The organism is Streptomyces sp. NPDC050418, from assembly GCF_044458745.1.
Taxonomy (GTDB): domain Bacteria; phylum Actinomycetota; class Actinomycetes; order Streptomycetales; family Streptomycetaceae; genus Streptomyces.
Genome location: NZ_JBITIG010000006.1, coordinates 127880 through 141956 on the forward strand (window position 1 = coordinate 127880; position 14077 = coordinate 141956).

A 14077-nucleotide genomic window follows, 5' to 3' on the forward strand; every position below is an offset into this window, starting at 1 on the left:
ACCCGCACCGCCAGCGCACGACCCGGCATGCCGCCTCGGGTGCCGTCACCCTCATTCACCGTCCTCCTACGGAGAGTCCTATGCCGTCTCGCCCCGCCCGCCCCCACACCCTGCCGAGAACCGCCGCCGTCGTCGCGGCCGCGCTGGCCGCCGGGCTGCTCACCGCCGGCAGCGCGGACGCCGCTCCCGTCCGCATCCATGACATCCAGGGCTCGACCCGCCTCTCGCCGCTGGACGGTCAGCAGGTCAGCGAGGTCGAGGGGATCGTCACCGGCGTCCGCGCGTACGGTTCGCGCGGCTTCTGGATCCAGGACCCGAACCCGGACGCCGACGCCGCGACCAGCGAGGGCGTCTTCGTCTACACGGGCTCCGTGCCCACGGTCCGTGCGGGCGACGCGGTACGGGTGTCGGGCACCGTCACCGAGTACGTCCCGGGCGGGGCGAACTCGGGCAACCAGTCGCTGACCCAGATCACCAAGCCCACGGTCACCGTCGTCTCCTCCGGGAACGCGCTGCCGGCGGCGCACCGCATCGACGGCAAGAAGGTGCCGGGCCGCTACGCCCCCGCGGGTGACCCGGCCGACGGCGGCAGCATCAACGGGCTGCCGCTGCTGCCGCGTTCGTACGCCCTCGACTACTACGAGTCCCTGGAGGGCATGAACGTCGCGGTCGGCACGTCGCGCGTGGTCGGGGCCACGGACCCGTACAACGAACTGTGGGTGACGGTGAAGCCCTGGGAGAACCCGACCGAGCGCGGCGGTGCCCGCTACGGCTCGTACACCTCGCAGAACACCGGCCGGATCCAGATACAGCAGCTGACGCCCGTCTCGGAGAGCCCGTTCCCGAAGGCCGACGTCGGGGACCGGCTCGCCGGCGGCGCCGAAGGGCCGCTGGACTTCAACCAGTTCGGCGGCTACACGCTCACCGCCCGCACCCTGCCGGTCGTCGAGGACCGTGGCCTGGAGCGCGAGCGCACCCGCCGCCAGGACCGCGACGAGCTGGCCGTGGCCACGTACAACGTCGAGAACCTGGACCCGAAGGACCCGCAGGCCAAGTTCGACGCGCTCGCGAAGGCGGTCGTGGAGAACCTCGCGAGCCCCGACATCCTCGCCCTGGAGGAGATCCAGGACGACAACGGCGCCACGGACGACGGCACGGTGGCGGCCGGTGAGACGCTGCGGAAGTTCACCGAGGCGATCAAGGCGGCGGGCGGTCCGTCGTACGCGTGGCGCTCGATCGACCCCGAGAACAAGAAGGACGGCGGCGAGCCGGGCGGTAACATCCGCCAGGCGTTCCTCTACAACCCGGACCGGGTCTCCTTCACCGACCGTCCCGGCGGCGACGCGACCACGGCCACCGGGGTCGTACGGAAGAAGGGCCGCGCGGCCCTGACGCTCTCGCCCGGCCGGATCGACCCCGCGAACGCGGCCTGGGAGAACAGCCGCAAGCCGCTCGCCGGTGAGTTCACCTTCCGCGGGCGCACCGTGTTCGTGGTCGCCAACCACTTCGGCTCGAAGGGCGGCGACCAGTCGCTGACCTCGCGGTACCAGCCGCCGACGCGGTCGTCCGAGGAGCAGCGACTGCAGCAGGCGCAGGCGGTGAATGGTTTCGTCAAGGATCTCCTGAAGGCGCAGCGCAACGCCGATGTACTGGTGCTCGGGGACATCAACGACTTCGAGTTCTCGGCCACGACCAAGGCGCTCACCGACGGCGGCGTCCTGGAGGCGGCCATCAAGTCGCTGCCTCGCGACGAGCGCTACTCGTACGTCTACCAGGGCAACTCGCAGGTCCTCGACCAGATCCTGACGAGCCCGTCGATCGACGACTACGCGTACGACAGCGTGCACATCAACGCGGAGTTCGCGGAGCAGAACAGCGATCACGACCCGCAGGTGCTGCGCTTCGAGCCGTAGTCCTCGTCCGGCCGTGGCCGCCGTCCTGAACTCCTGGAGACCTGCGCTTGACCTCAAGCGGACTTGAGATTCCAGGATGGAGATCACCAAGACGGCGGCTACGACCGGAGGTTGGCCATGACCCTGCACATCGACACCGTTCCCGACCTGGACCGCCCGGGCATCGGCGCCGTGCTCGCCAGTACCTGGGACGTGGGGACGCCTGAACGGCAGGACGCGGCGGTCGCGGCGATCACCCGGACATGGGAGAGCCGGCCCTGGCCCGCGGACGGACCTGTCGCGTACAGCGTCTTCAAGGGAACGGACGGCGCGTCGCTGCTGCACCTTTCGCAGTGGCGCGACATCTCCGACTACGACGCCTTCGTGGAGCGGCACCGCACCGAACGCAATACGGAGATCGACGAGGCGGTGCCGGGGATCCGGCGCTTGGTCCTGGACAAGTACACGCCGTACCGGGCCGGTTCGCGCGATCCGGAGCGGGTGCCGGGGGCGTTCGTGACGGTCGAGGTCGAGTTCGACGGACCCGACCCGGCACGCCAGCGGGAGTGGATCGACACGGTCTTCACGGCCCTGGGCTCGGACCCCGCCCCGCACCCGGGCGGTATCTCGGGCCACTTCCACACCAGCCTCGACGGCACCAAGGTCCTCAACTTCGCCCAGTGGAACAGCGTCCAGGACCACATCGACGCCCTCGCCGCCCCCGGCGACGGAGTCGGCTCCCCCTCCCCGGAGTGGGCCCGGGTCCATGGCTTCCCCGGGGTGGTGGGGGGCGGGGTGCGCCGCTGGCTGCCGGGGGTGAGCCTCGGCGCCGCCTGAGGCGCGAGCGGGCGCCGTGCCAGACTCGCCGTATGCACCTGCGCACCGCCACCCGCCCCGACCTGCCCGCGATCCTCGCCCTGCTCGCCGACGAGCACGAGGTCACCGACCCCGCGACCGTGGTCGTGGACGCAGCGTACGAGCGGGCGTTCGCGTCGATCGAGGCCGATCCGCGCAACGAGATGCTGGTGCTCGTCGATGACTCCGGGCTGACCGTGGGCTGTGCGCAGCTCACGTACATCCCGGGGCTCGGGCAGGGCGGCCGGGAGCGCGCCCTCGTCGAGGCGGTACGCGTCCGCCCGGACCGGCGCGGCGAAGGGCTCGGGGCGGAGCTGATGCTCCTCGCGGTCGAGCGGGCCCGGGTGCGGGGCTGCGGGCTCATGCAGCTGACCAGCAACAAGCGGCGGGACGCGGCCCATCGCTTCTACGAGCGGCTCGGGTTCGCGCGCAGCCATGAGGGGTTCAAGCTGGCCCTGCGCGAGGACTGAGCGCGCCCCGGGCCCGTGCGGTCCGCTCAGAGGAGGTGTCCACCGCCGTCGACCAGGACCACTTCGCCCGTGATGTACGAGGCGTTCGCCAGGTCCGTGATCGTCTCGGCAATGTCCTCGGCCGTGCCGATCCGGCGCAGCGGCAGCCGTGCGGCCACCTGCTCCATGGCCTCGTCGATGCCGTCGAGGCCCTCGTACCAGGGCGTCGCGATCATGCCCGGGGCGACCGCGTTGACTCTGATCTCCGGGCCGAGCTGCTTGGCGAGGAGGCGGGTCATGTGGTTGAGGGCCGCCTTGGAGACCGCGTACGGGATGGAACTGCCGCCCGCGTTGACGCCCGCCTGCGAGGAGACGTTGACGATGCTGCCGCGGCCGTGGGCGCGCAGATGCGGGACGGCCGCGGTGATCGTCCGCCAGACGCCGATGACGTTCACCTCGTGGATCTCGCGCCACACCTCGGGGCTCGCGGCCGCGAGATCGGCGTGGTCGATGAACCGGGTCGTCCCCGCGTTGTTGACGAGGACGTCGAGCCGTCCGTACGCGCCGACGGCGGCCTCGACCAGCGCCTCGGGCTCCTTGGCGATGTCGGCCCGGACGTAGACGGCGTCCGGGAGTTCGGCGGCGAGGGCCCGGCCCGCCGCGACCGACGTGGCCGAGTTGACGACGACCCTGAGGCCCGCGGCGGCCAGCCTGCGCGCGGTCGCGGCACCGATGCCCGATGACGAACCGGTGACCAGGGCCACCCGCTGTTCCTTGCTCATATGCTGCAGAACCTTCTCCGGTCGGGGTTCTGCCGCGCCCGCCCCGATCATGCCATGAGCCAACGGTAAGCAGTTCTACCCGGCATCCTGAAGAAGATTTAAGTGGAGCTTCACGGTGTGCGCGCCGACACTTCTGCCATGACGATCCCCTCCGCCGGCTCCCCCTTCGGCCGCGCCCTGTGCGCCATGATCACACCGCTCGACGCGAGCGGCGCCCTGGACCTGGACGGCGCGCAGAAGCTCGCCGCCCACCTCGTCGACGAGGGCTGCGACGGTCTCGTCCTGTCCGGCACCACCGGCGAGTCCCCGACGACGCGCGACGACGAGAAGAGCGTCCTGATCCGGGCCGTACGGGACGCGGTCGGCGGGCGCGCCACCATCGTCGCGGGCGTCGGCACCGCCGACACCGAGCACACCGTCCGCCTCGCCCGCGAGGCCGGACAGGCGGGCGCGGACGGCCTGTTGGTGGTCGCGCCGTACTACAGCAAGCCGCCGCAGGACGCGGTCGAGGCGCACTTCCGCGAGATCGCGGACCGCGGCGGACTGCCCGTGATGCTGTACGACATCCCCGGCCGCACCGGCACGCGCATCGAACCGGAGACGATGATGCGCCTCGCCGACCACGAGCGGATCGTCGCGGTCAAGGACTGCGCGTACGACCTGCTCGGCAGTGCGAAGGTGATCGCCGCGACCGGACTCGCGTACTACGCGGGCTGCGAGGAGTGGATCCTGCCGCTGTACGCGGTGGGCGGCGCCGGATTCGTCTCGACGGTCGCCAACGTGGCGCCGAGGCAGCTGCGTTCGCTCCTCGACGCGTACGACGCCGGGGACACGGTCCGCGCGCGGGCCGTCCACCACCAGGTGCTCCCCCTCGTAGAGCGCATGATGGCGGACGGCCTGCCCGGGACCGTCACCGCGAAGGCCGTGCTCACCGAGCTCGGCCTGCCCGCGGGTCCGGTCCGCAAGCCGCTGAGGCCCGCGGACCCTGAGCGGGTCCGCGGGCTGATGGCGGCCTACGACGCGGCGGTCGGCGGGTAGTGCGTCAACGGGTGGTGCGTCAACGGGTGGCGAAGATCGGGGTCCAGCGGCCGGCCGCGCCGTCGTTGCCCTTGCGGGGACCGGTCAGCGGGACGGTCTTGTCCTTGCCGATCTCCACCAGGACGAGGCCGTTGTGGAACTCGTTGTCGCCGGCCGCGATGTCCCAGGCGATCAGCCGCCGGTCGTCGGCCCAGGCGAGAAGCTGCTGGCCGCGGATCTCGTGCAGGAGCTTCCCGGTGGCCGGGTCGTTGACCGCGGAGGAGGTCTCCCAGCGCTTGCCCAGGAAGTCGCCTGCTGCGAGCTTGCCGTTGGGCGAGAGGCGGGCCTCGACGTAGGGCTGCAGGTGCTTCTCGTTCGCGGGCGGGTCGGTCTCCTTGCCCGAGAAGTCGTAGTACTGCTTCCCGGGTGCGGACATCAGGCCCGAGTAGACGGACTCGCCGGAGTCACCGAACGCGAAGTCCTCGCGGTAGTTGACGTTCGAGGAACCCATTTCGTCCTTGGGTGCCTCGACCGCGCTCCATGCACCGTCACCCGAGGCCACGTCGAGCACGTAGAAGCCGGTACGGGCGGAGTCGCGGAAGGGCGGCATGTACTCCTTCTTCTTCTTGCCGCCGTTCTTGTCCCCCTCCATGTACTCGGAGAGCTCCCAGAGGTCGGGGTTCTCGCTGTACGTGGTGGCGACCAGCTTGCTGCCGTCGGGCGAGAACTCGACGCCGGCCACCCCCTTCTCGACCGGGATCCACCGCTCGACCTCGCCGGTCAGCAGGTTGAGCAGGCCGATGCGCTGCGTCGGCAGCCGCTGTTCGAGGACCGCGGCGGTGCCCATGCCCGGTGCGACGTCGATGATCGACCACTTCGTGGTCTCGACGTACTTGCCGGTCTTCTGGTCGAGCAGATGCCAGGTGCGGGTGTTCACGGCGTGCTTGTCGTCGGACGGGACCGGCTTCTGTGTGAAGTACCCGGCCATCGCCATCCGCCCGGCAGCGATCAGATCCCGCGGCGGCGACTGCTTCGGATGCGCCACGACGTCATCGGTCTGCATCTGGCTCGCGAGCTGCGGCCCGTCGTTCTCCGAGCCGCCCGTCAGCGCGGGCACGGCGATGACCGAGGCGATCACGGCCGCGGTGGTCGCGAGGGCGGCGCCCACTGTCATACGGGTCCGGCGGCGGCGCCGGGCCGTCACCACGCGGCCGGCCAGATCACCGGCCGGCGGCCTGCTCTCCTCGGCGATCTCCTGGAGCGCCGAACGCACCAGTTCGTCCATCTTCACGGTCCTACCTCCACAGGCCGGGGGTGCATGGGTTCATCCACGTCAGGTGCGAGGGCCGCGAGTTCGGGAGCGAGCGTGCGCAGCCGGGCCAGCGAGCGGTGCGTCGTCGAACGCACCGTGCCGACCGAGCAGCCGAGGAGCGAGGCGACCTCCGCCTCGGGCAGATCCTCGAAGTAGCGCAGCACGAGCACCGTGCGCTGGCGTGCGGTCAGCCGGCCGAGCGCTGCGCGCAGCACCACCCGGAGCTCGGCGGCGGCCGCCCCGTCCTCGGCGCTGTGCGCCTCGGGCGGTTCGGACACGCTCACCTCGCGCCGGCGCCACTTGAGCCGCCACCGGCCGATCTGCTGCCGGTACAGGACCTGCCGGACATACGCTTCCGGCTCGTCGATCCTGTGCCACCGGCCCAGCGCCTTCACCAGCGCGGACTGCAGCAGATCCTCGGCGGCATGCCGATCGCCGCCGCTGAGCAGCACCGCGGTCCGCAGGAGCGCGGCGGACCGGCTCTCCACGAACGCACGGAAGCTGTCCTCGGTCTCCACCTCACGGGAACCCATCGTCACCTTCATTTCTTCAGGACCCCCCGGGCCCTGGAGGTCTGCTGCCTCTGATGACGCCTGTGGCCGTCCGCTGCTATGCCTGTGGTCCGCAGCATTCTTACGAACCCATGACGTGGCCGTGCGCCCGCCCCTGAACAGGCCGGCCGGCTCGTATCGTCGGCATCATGCGCGTACTCGTGACCGGCGGTGCCGGCTTCATCGGCTCGCACATCGTGCGGAGCCTGACGGCGGCGGGTCATGAACCCGTCGTGTTCGACGCCCTGCTGCCCGGCGCCCACCCCCGGCCACCCGCCGTGCTCCCCGCCGGCTTCGTCCACGGGGATGTGCGCGATCCGGACGCGCTGGCGCCCGCGCTGCGCGGGGTCGACGCCGTGTGCCATCAGGCCGCGATGGTGGGCCTCGGCAAGGACTTCGGCGATACGCCCGCCTATGTGTCCTGCAACGACCTGGGCACCGCCGTGCTCCTGTCGGCGATGGCCGCGGCGGGGGTGCGGGATCTGGTGCTGGCCTCGTCGATGGTCGTGTACGGCGAGGGCCGCTACGTCTGCGGGCGGCACGGCGTGGTCCGGCCCGGTCCGCGGGCGGAGGCCGATCTGCGGGCGGGACGGTTCGAGGTGCGGTGCCCGCAGTGCGGCGCCGCGCTGGAGCCCGGTGCCGTCGGCGAGGACGCGCCGCTGGATCCGCGCAATGTGTACGCGGCGACGAAGCTGCAGCAGGAGTTCCTGGCCTCGGCGTGGGCGCGGTCGACGGGCGGGCGGGTGATCGCGCTGCGCTACCACAACGTGTACGGGCCGGGGATGCCCCGCGACACCCCGTACGCCGGAGTCGCCTCGTTCTTCCGCTCGGCGCTGGCCGCCGGGCGTGCGCCCCGGGTGTTCGAGGACGGGCGGCAGCGGCGGGACTTCGTGCACGTACGGGATGTGGCGGACGCGAACGCCGTGGCGCTTGCTGCGGTACGCGAGGAGGGCCCGGAGTTCGTGCGCGCGTACAACTGCGGAAGCGGTGATCCGCACACGATCGGGGAGATGGCCCACGCCCTGGCCGCGGCCCGGGGCGGACCGGAACCGGTCGTCACGGGCGAGTACCGGCTCGGGGACGTACGGCACATCACGGCCGATTCCTCGCGGCTGCGGGCCGAGTTGGGCTGGAAGCCGCAGGTCGGATTCGCCGCCGGCATGACGGAGTTCGCACACGCCGGGCTGCGGGAGGCCTGAACCCGCCGCCGGGGCGGTGGGTTCAGGGCCCGACGGGTCACGGCCGGGGTCGGCCCACCGGGCTCACCCGGGCACGGCGCCCGCGGTCGCCACCGGCAGCCGCACCTGGAAGCAGCAGCCGCCCTGCACGTTGTGCACGTCCGCGCTGCCCCGGTGGGCCTCCACGATGCCGCGCACGATGGCGAGGCCCAGGCCCGCGCCCGCCGGAGGCGTGCGGGCCGCGGTGCCGCGCCAGCCCGTGTCGAAGACGCGCGGCAGGTCCTCCTCGGGGATGCCGCCGCAGCCGTCGGTGACCGACAGGACCACCGCGCCGTCCTCGGCGCGCTCCGCCGCGACGGCCACGGTGCCGTCGGCGGGGGTCCGGCGGATCGCGTTGACCAGGAGGTTGGCGAGGACCCGGGTCATCTCCTTGCCGTCGACCTCGACGGGCACCTCGTCGACCCGGTCGCCGACGAGCCGCACCCCGTGCTCGCGGGCGAGCGGGTCGGCGCCGGCCAGGGCGTCGCCCACCAGGTCGTAGAGCGACATACGGGTCCGGGTCAGGCGGAGCGCACCGGCGTGGATACGGGAGAGCTCGAAGAGGTCGCCGACCATGCCGTTGAGCCGCTCGACCTCGGTGCGGATCTGCTGGAAGTAGCGCTCCGGCTCGGCGGCCATCCCGTCCTCGAGCGCCTCCGCCATCGCCCGCAGGCCCGCGAGCGGGGTGCGCAGATCGTGCGAGATCCAGGCGACGAGTTCACGGCGGGAGGATTCGAGGGCGCGCTCGCGTTCCCGGGACGCGGCCAGCTTGGCGCTTGTCGCGGCCAGTTCGCGGCTGAGCGCGTCCAGTTCCGCCGTGGCCGCCGGACCGGGCGCCGCGAAGCTGCCGCCCTCGCCGAACGAGCGGGCGGCGCGCGCGAGTTCACGGGAGCGGGCCACGACCCACCGGCCGAGCAGCAGTGCGGTCGCGAAGGAGACCACGGCGGCCATCACGATCACCAGCGTCACCACGGTCAGGTCGTGCGGCGACAGGAACATCGCCCAGGCCACGGCCAGCGTGCCCGCCAGCATCGCGGTGACGGCGGTCGCGGCGACCACGGTCAGGGACACGGCCACGGACCGGTGCCGTACGAGGCGCAGGGCCGCCGCCCCGAGCAGTCCGGCGACGGCGGCGCCGCACGCCGCGTACAGGGCGATCAGCAGCACGTCACGCATCGGGCACGTCCCTTGCTTCCCGGTCCGGGGTCCCCTGCCGGGCCGGTGCGCCCTGCGGGTCCTGCGGGTCCTGCTCGAAGCGGTAACCCACGCCCCAGACGGTCTTGATCAGGCGGGGCCTGGCCGGGTCCTCCTCGATCTTGCCGCGCAGCCGGCGGACATGGACGGTCACCGTGGACAGGTCGCCGAACTCCCAGCCCCACACCTCGTGCATCAGCCGCTCACGGCTGCAGGCCTCGCCGGGGTGCCCGAGGAGATAGGCGAGGAGGTCGAACTCGCGCAGGGTGAGGGCGAGTTCGCGGCCGTCCTTGGTTGCGCGGCGGCCCGTGGGGTCGACGGTGATCCCCGCATACGTCAGGGCCGGGGCCGGGCTGTGCAGGGGTGCGCGGGCCCGGCGCAGGACGGACTCGACCCGCAGGACCAGTTCGCGCGGGCTGAAGGGCTTGGTGACGTAGTCGTCGGCGCCTATCTCCAGGCCGAGGATCCGGTCGTCCTCGTCGCCGCGCGCGGTGAGCATGACGACCGGGACCGGCGAGCGGGCGCGCAGCCTGCGGCACACCTCCAGGCCGTCCATGCCGGGCAGCATCAGGTCGAGGACCACCAGGTCCGGTGGCCGCTCCCCGGCCGCGCGCAGGGCCGAGGGGCCGTCGGCGGCGCGGTCGACGAGGTGGCCCGCCCGGTCGAGATAGCCGGCGACCACTTCGGCCACGGTCGGATCGTCGTCGACGACGAGGATGCGGGCCTGCGGTCCGCGGGCGCCCTCAGGTTCGTGCTGCATGCCGCAAGCTTCGCACCGGGACGGCCGGGGCGTCGCGGCCGCAGCGAGGGCCGGGGGGTGACGTCCGCGTTTCGTAAGGTCCCCACATCCCAAATGTCCGTTTCTCGTTCGTACGGTGAGGGGCGTGACGCATTCGACCCCGGACACCGGCCCTTCGAGCGGCCCTCTGAGCAGTCCTCCGACGGGCGCCTTGAGCAGCCCGCCGAACAGCGCCTCGAGCGGCCCTCCGACCAGTTCCTCGGGCGGCCCACCGCCGTACGCCGACATCGTCCTGCCCTGTCTGAACGAGGCCGAGGCGCTGCCCTGGGTGCTCGCCCGGATCCCCGCGGGCTGGCGCGCGATCGTCGTGGACAACGGGTCCACCGACGGTTCCGCCGAGGTCGCCCGTTCCCTCGGGGCCCTGGTCGTGCACGAGCCGCGGCGCGGTTTCGGCTCGGCCTGCCATGCGGGGCTGCTCGCGGCGACGGCCGAATACGTCTGTTTCTGCGACTGCGACGCCTCACTCGACCCGGGGCTCCTGGCGGCGTTCGTCGGCCAAGTCGCCGACGGCGAGGCGGACTTGGTGCTGGGCCGGCGGCGTCCCGCGGGCCGTGGCGCCTGGCCGGCGCATGCCCGCGCGGGCAACGCTGCCCTGTCCCGGATGCTCCGCCGCCGCACCGGCCTGCGGCTGCACGACCTCGGCCCGCTGCGGGCCGCGCGGCGCACGGACCTGCTGTCCCTGGAGCTCACGGACCGCCGCAGCGGCTACCCGCTGCAGATGGTGGTCCGCGCCGCCGACGCGGGACTGCGCGTGACGGAGCGGGACGTGCCGTATCTCCCGCGCACCGGGAAGTCGAAGGTCACCGGCACCTGGCGGGGCACGTGGCAGGCGGTGCGGGACATGCGCCGGGTGCTGGCCGAACCCGCGCGGGACGGCGCGGCGGCGGGGGTGCGCGCATGACGCCCCTGCCGACGACGCTGCTCGTGATCGCCAAGTCCCCCGTACCCGGCCGCGTCAAGACCCGATTGACGCCGCCGTGCACACCGGCGGAGGCGGCCGCGCTCGCCGAGGCCGCGCTCCGCGACACCCTGCACGCGGTGCGCTCCGCTCCCGCCGGGCGTCGCGTGCTCGTGCTCGACGGGGAGCCGGGGCCCTGGCTGCCCGCCGGCTTCGAGGTCGTGCGGCAGAGCGGCGGCGGCCTCGACGACCGGCTGGCCGCGGCCTTCGACGCCTGCACCGGACCCGCGCTGCTCGTGGGCATGGACACACCGCAGGTCACGCCCGGACTGCTCGCTTCCGCAGGGGAGTTGACGCCCGGCGAGGCCGCCTTCGGTCCCGCCGCCGACGGCGGCTTCTGGGCGCTGGGACTCGGGCGGCCGGACGGCGCGCTGGTGCGCGGTGTGCCGATGTCGACGGCGCGCACCGGCGCCGTACAACTGGAGCGGCTGTACGCGGCGGGGCTGCGGGTACGGGTCCTGCCGACGCTGCGGGACGTGGACACGGCGGCGGACGCCGAGGCGGTGGCGGCCGAGGCTCCGGACAGCCGTTTCGCGGCGCGGTGGCGGACCGTGGGGGCGGGCAACGGAGCCGGCCCTCGCGAGGGCTCAACAAGCGTTCCACACAGGGCAGTTGCGCCCGCCCCCGCGACGGGCACCCGATGACCGCCCCCACGCACGACCTCGGGCGGTCCGACGCTTCCTGGCACGAGGGCCCGTACGCCGCCGCGCTGCGCAGCGGCCGGGGTCCGCTGTTCCTGCGCAAGGCGGACGGGTGGCTGCTGCCCCTGGACGTGGAGCGCTGGTGCGCCCGGCCGGACGCGGCCGACCACTCGGTGCTCGCCCGCTGCGGCCCGGGGCCGGTCCTCGACATCGGCTGCGGTCCCGGCCGTCTCGTGGCGGAACTCGCCGCGCTCGGCCACCCGGCCCTCGGTATCGACATCAGCCCCGCGGCCGTGGCCCGCACCCTGGCGTCCGGCGGTTCCGCCCTGCGCCGCTCGGTCTTCGACCCGCTGCCGCGCGAGGGCAGCTGGAGCACGGCCCTGCTGATCGACGGCAACATCGGCATCGGCGGCGACCCCGAAGCGCTGCTCACGCGCACCGCAGCCCTGCTCGCCCCGTACGGCGTGCTGATCGCCGAGACGGCGCCGGTGGACGTCGACGAACGGGTCCGCGTCCGGATGACCGACGCATCGGCGGCCGTGACGAGCCCGGACTTCCCGTGGGCCAGGGTGGGCACGACGGCCCTGCGCGCGTATGCCGCCCGCTGCGGCCTGACGATGACGGAGACCTGGTCCGCGCACGGCCGCACCTTCGCCCGGCTGACCCGCGGCACCGGAGGGATCTGAGAGACCTCGGACACCTCAGGCACCTCAGACACCTCAGACACCTCAGGCACCGCGGGCCGCCACCTCACTCGCCGGAACTCCGGCGCCGCCTCCCCCGCACCCACCCCAGCACCGCGGCCCCCACCGCGAACAGGCCGATCACCGCCATCGCCGCCAGCCAGTTCCGCCCGTAATCCAGCGGCAGCACCGAGGAGTTGGCGGGCGTTCCCGGCCGCAGGATGACCGGCAGGGCTACGGCGGTGAGCGAGCCCGCCACGATCAGCGCGCCGCGCACGGCGCCTCGGGCACGCAGGCCGCCGAGCAGCAGACCGGTCCCGAGCACGAGCGGCGCGACGAGCCCGTCGTGCAGCACGATCGCCCCGGCCAGCCAGACGGCCACATCGAGCGGATCACGTACGCCCAGCAGGAGCCAGGCGCCGAGCGCCATCGCGGCGACTCCCAGTGCGGCCAGTAGCGTTCGCATCACAGCGCCTCCACCTTCGTGACCCACTTCGTCTGCCATACGCCGGGACGGTTGGGCGCGATGATCCGCGCCGGGAACCCGTGGTCGGGGGAGAGCGGCTCCCCGTTGAGTTCCAGGGCGAGCAGGGTCAGCGGGTCCTCGGCGTACCTGCGGCCCATCTCCATGACGCGATACGCGCCGCCGGTCTGCGCGGACGTCACCCGGACCCGCGAGGAGGCGGGCGCTCCGGCGCGTTCGAGCAGGTCGCGGATGCGGACGCCGCGCCAGTGCGCCGTCTTGCTCCAGCCCTCGACGCACGCGATGGGCAGCTCGGACTCGTGCTGGGGCAGGGCGCGCAGTTCGTCCAGGGTGAGCGTGTACGGCCGCGGGCCCGTGACGTCGAGGTGCCATGTCGATCCGTCGATCCGGTCCGTACCCGCCGAGGCCGCCGTCTTGTTGACCGGCAGGCCCTGCGGCCCGTGGTCGGGATGCCGAGGCGCGAACAGATCGAAGCGCCGCAGCGGCGTGAGCGACTGGCCGACGGTCGTGAGCGTGACGGCACCGGCCGCCGCGGCGACCGCGAGCACGAACGAGCGCCGGTCGGCGGCGTCACCGATCCGCAGCGTGGCCTCGGAGCGCCGGCGCCAATGGGCCCTGATCGCCGGCAGCTTGACGGCGATGTGCACGAGCAGGGCCCCCACGAACAGCCAGGCCACCGCGAAATGCACCGGTACGAAGGAGAAGGGCCAGGGGTACCACTGCACGGTGTTGAGCAGCCCGGTCAGGAGCTGGAAGACGGCCGCGGCGACCAGGACGGCCACGGAGATCCGCTCCAGGCCGTGCCGGATTCCGCGGAGGGGCGGCCAGTCGAAGAGCCGTGGGTACACCGTCCACAGCTTCGCGAACAGGAGCGGGATCGCCGCGATACCGCTCGCGACGTGCAGCCCCTGGGTGAGCCGGTAGCCCCAGGTGGGGCGGCTCGGCAGCACATCGGCGAACAGGCTGCCCGGGTGCTGCACGTAATGGCTGATCACGCCCGTCACGAAGCAGACGAGCACCGCGGCGCCCAGCCACCGGCCGATTACGGTCGCGGTGCGTTTGTCGTGCAGCCTGCCCTTGAACACGGGCATCTTGCTCTGCAGATCCATGTCCGCCATGACACCGCCGCGCGGTGCCGAATAGGGGCCTCGACACCTTACGGTTCCCGAACGCCACGGTTCCGCGCCGCCGACTCCTCACGGTCCACGGACGGCTGCACCCGAACTCCTTACGGTTCCCGGAC

15 protein-coding genes are annotated in these 14077 nt (G+C 72.8%); 8 read left to right on the forward strand and 7 right to left on the reverse strand.

The window, feature by feature from the left end; all coding sequences use genetic code 11:
* Positions 1 to 80 precede the first annotated feature (80 nt).
* The 3 genes from ACIBI4_RS15865 (at position 81) to ACIBI4_RS15875 (ending at position 3217) form a co-directional block, all read left to right on the forward strand.
* Positions 81 to 1913 carry an endonuclease/exonuclease/phosphatase family protein gene (locus ACIBI4_RS15865; RefSeq protein ID WP_399204454.1) on the forward strand — a complete coding sequence of 611 codons (1833 nt, stop codon included), beginning with the start codon at positions 81 to 83 and terminating at the stop codon, positions 1911 to 1913.
* 117 nt (positions 1914 to 2030) lie between these two features.
* Entirely contained in the window at positions 2031 to 2729 is a 699-nt protein-coding gene (locus ACIBI4_RS15870) for an antibiotic biosynthesis monooxygenase (RefSeq protein ID WP_399204455.1), read from the forward strand.
* A gap of 32 nt (positions 2730 to 2761) precedes the next feature.
* Entirely contained in the window at positions 2762 to 3217 is a 456-nt protein-coding gene (locus ACIBI4_RS15875) for a GNAT family N-acetyltransferase (RefSeq protein WP_399204456.1), read from the forward strand.
* 26 nt (positions 3218 to 3243) lie between these two features.
* On the opposite strand, the gene ACIBI4_RS15880 is transcribed toward ACIBI4_RS15875, so the two are convergent.
* The gene (locus ACIBI4_RS15880; protein ID WP_399204457.1) at positions 3244 to 3978 is read right to left on the reverse strand and encodes an SDR family NAD(P)-dependent oxidoreductase; all 735 of its coding nucleotides are present in this window, start codon (positions 3976 to 3978) and stop codon (positions 3244 to 3246) included.
* Between the two features lie 138 nt (positions 3979 to 4116).
* Between ACIBI4_RS15880 and dapA the strand changes: the two genes are divergently transcribed.
* Positions 4117 to 5016, forward strand: a complete 900-nt coding sequence (gene dapA, locus ACIBI4_RS15885) for a 4-hydroxy-tetrahydrodipicolinate synthase (RefSeq protein WP_399204458.1) — start codon at positions 4117 to 4119, stop codon at positions 5014 to 5016.
* A gap of 19 nt (positions 5017 to 5035) precedes the next feature.
* Here dapA and ACIBI4_RS15890 read toward each other — a convergent pair whose 3' ends face one another.
* On the reverse strand, positions 5036 to 6280 hold the full coding sequence (locus ACIBI4_RS15890; RefSeq protein ID WP_399204813.1) for a WD40 repeat domain-containing protein: 1245 nt from the start codon (positions 6278 to 6280) through the stop codon (positions 5036 to 5038).
* A 2-nt stretch (positions 6281 to 6282) separates the two neighbouring features.
* Complete coding sequence (locus tag ACIBI4_RS15895; protein ID WP_399204459.1) at positions 6283 to 6840, reverse strand: SigE family RNA polymerase sigma factor; 558 nt, start codon at positions 6838 to 6840, stop codon at positions 6283 to 6285.
* A 167-nt stretch (positions 6841 to 7007) separates the two neighbouring features.
* On the opposite strand from ACIBI4_RS15895, the gene ACIBI4_RS15900 reads away from it, so the two are divergent.
* Complete coding sequence (locus ACIBI4_RS15900) at positions 7008 to 8057, forward strand: NAD-dependent epimerase/dehydratase family protein (protein ID WP_399204460.1); 1050 nt, start codon at positions 7008 to 7010, stop codon at positions 8055 to 8057.
* A gap of 63 nt (positions 8058 to 8120) precedes the next feature.
* On the opposite strand, the gene ACIBI4_RS15905 is transcribed toward ACIBI4_RS15900, so the two are convergent.
* Together ACIBI4_RS15905 and ACIBI4_RS15910 are read right to left on the reverse strand one after the other, a co-directional pair.
* Positions 8121 to 9251, reverse strand: coding sequence for a sensor histidine kinase (locus tag ACIBI4_RS15905; protein WP_399204461.1), 1131 nt, complete (start codon positions 9249 to 9251; stop codon positions 8121 to 8123).
* Positions 9244 to 10029, reverse strand: a complete 786-nt coding sequence (locus tag ACIBI4_RS15910; protein ID WP_399204463.1) for a response regulator transcription factor — start codon at positions 10027 to 10029, stop codon at positions 9244 to 9246. Before ACIBI4_RS15910 ends, ACIBI4_RS15905 begins: the two co-directional genes overlap by 8 nt.
* 265 nt (positions 10030 to 10294) lie before the next feature.
* On the opposite strand from ACIBI4_RS15910, the gene ACIBI4_RS15915 reads away from it, so the two are divergent.
* The 3 genes from ACIBI4_RS15915 to ACIBI4_RS15925 are packed head-to-tail and all read left to right on the forward strand — an operon-like array spanning position 10295 to position 12353.
* Positions 10295 to 10969 carry a glycosyltransferase family 2 protein gene (locus ACIBI4_RS15915; protein ID WP_399204814.1) on the forward strand — a complete coding sequence of 225 codons (675 nt, stop codon included), beginning with the start codon at positions 10295 to 10297 and terminating at the stop codon, positions 10967 to 10969.
* Positions 10966 to 11670: a DUF2064 domain-containing protein gene (locus ACIBI4_RS15920; RefSeq protein ID WP_399204464.1), complete on the forward strand. Its 705-nt coding sequence runs from the start codon at positions 10966 to 10968 to the stop codon at positions 11668 to 11670. The genes ACIBI4_RS15915 and ACIBI4_RS15920 overlap by 4 nt, the downstream gene beginning before the upstream one ends.
* A complete protein-coding gene (locus tag ACIBI4_RS15925) occupies positions 11667 to 12353 on the forward strand; it encodes a class I SAM-dependent methyltransferase (protein ID WP_399204465.1) in 687 nt (228 codons plus the stop codon). The genes ACIBI4_RS15920 and ACIBI4_RS15925 overlap by 4 nt, the downstream gene beginning before the upstream one ends.
* 64 nt (positions 12354 to 12417) lie before the next feature.
* Here ACIBI4_RS15925 and ACIBI4_RS15930 read toward each other — a convergent pair whose 3' ends face one another.
* Positions 12418 to 12816, reverse strand: coding sequence for a hypothetical protein (locus ACIBI4_RS15930; protein ID WP_399204466.1), 399 nt, complete (start codon positions 12814 to 12816; stop codon positions 12418 to 12420).
* A complete protein-coding gene (locus ACIBI4_RS15935) occupies positions 12816 to 13952 on the reverse strand; it encodes a molybdopterin-dependent oxidoreductase (protein ID WP_399204467.1) in 1137 nt (378 codons plus the stop codon). The genes ACIBI4_RS15930 and ACIBI4_RS15935 overlap by 1 nt, the downstream gene beginning before the upstream one ends.
* Positions 13953 to 14077 lie beyond the last annotated feature (125 nt).

What these genes read in the sequence shown, in the direction of transcription:
- ACIBI4_RS15865 (WP_399204454.1), top strand. Translation starts at nt 81, where the DNA reads ATGCCGTCTCGCCCCGCCCGCCCCCACACCCTGCCGAGAACCGCCGCC.
- ACIBI4_RS15870 (WP_399204455.1), top strand. Translation starts at nt 2,031, where the DNA reads ATGACCCTGCACATCGACACCGTTCCCGACCTGGACCGCCCGGGCATC.
- ACIBI4_RS15875 (WP_399204456.1), top strand. Translation starts at nt 2,762, where the DNA reads ATGCACCTGCGCACCGCCACCCGCCCCGACCTGCCCGCGATCCTCGCC.
- ACIBI4_RS15880 (WP_399204457.1), bottom strand. Translation starts at nt 3,978, where the DNA reads ATGAGCAAGGAACAGCGGGTGGCCCTGGTCACCGGTTCGTCATCGGGC.
- dapA (WP_399204458.1), top strand. Translation starts at nt 4,117, where the DNA reads ATGACGATCCCCTCCGCCGGCTCCCCCTTCGGCCGCGCCCTGTGCGCC.
- ACIBI4_RS15890 (WP_399204813.1), bottom strand. Translation starts at nt 6,280, where the DNA reads ATGGACGAACTGGTGCGTTCGGCGCTCCAGGAGATCGCCGAGGAGAGC.
- ACIBI4_RS15895 (WP_399204459.1), bottom strand. Translation starts at nt 6,840, where the DNA reads ATGGGTTCCCGTGAGGTGGAGACCGAGGACAGCTTCCGTGCGTTCGTG.
- ACIBI4_RS15900 (WP_399204460.1), top strand. Translation starts at nt 7,008, where the DNA reads ATGCGCGTACTCGTGACCGGCGGTGCCGGCTTCATCGGCTCGCACATC.
- ACIBI4_RS15905 (WP_399204461.1), bottom strand. Translation starts at nt 9,251, where the DNA reads ATGCGTGACGTGCTGCTGATCGCCCTGTACGCGGCGTGCGGCGCCGCC.
- ACIBI4_RS15910 (WP_399204463.1), bottom strand. Translation starts at nt 10,029, where the DNA reads ATGCAGCACGAACCTGAGGGCGCCCGCGGACCGCAGGCCCGCATCCTC.
- ACIBI4_RS15920 (WP_399204464.1), top strand. Translation starts at nt 10,966, where the DNA reads ATGACGCCCCTGCCGACGACGCTGCTCGTGATCGCCAAGTCCCCCGTA.
- ACIBI4_RS15925 (WP_399204465.1), top strand. Translation starts at nt 11,667, where the DNA reads ATGACCGCCCCCACGCACGACCTCGGGCGGTCCGACGCTTCCTGGCAC.
- ACIBI4_RS15930 (WP_399204466.1), bottom strand. Translation starts at nt 12,816, where the DNA reads ATGCGAACGCTACTGGCCGCACTGGGAGTCGCCGCGATGGCGCTCGGC.
- ACIBI4_RS15935 (WP_399204467.1), bottom strand. Translation starts at nt 13,952, where the DNA reads ATGGCGGACATGGATCTGCAGAGCAAGATGCCCGTGTTCAAGGGCAGG.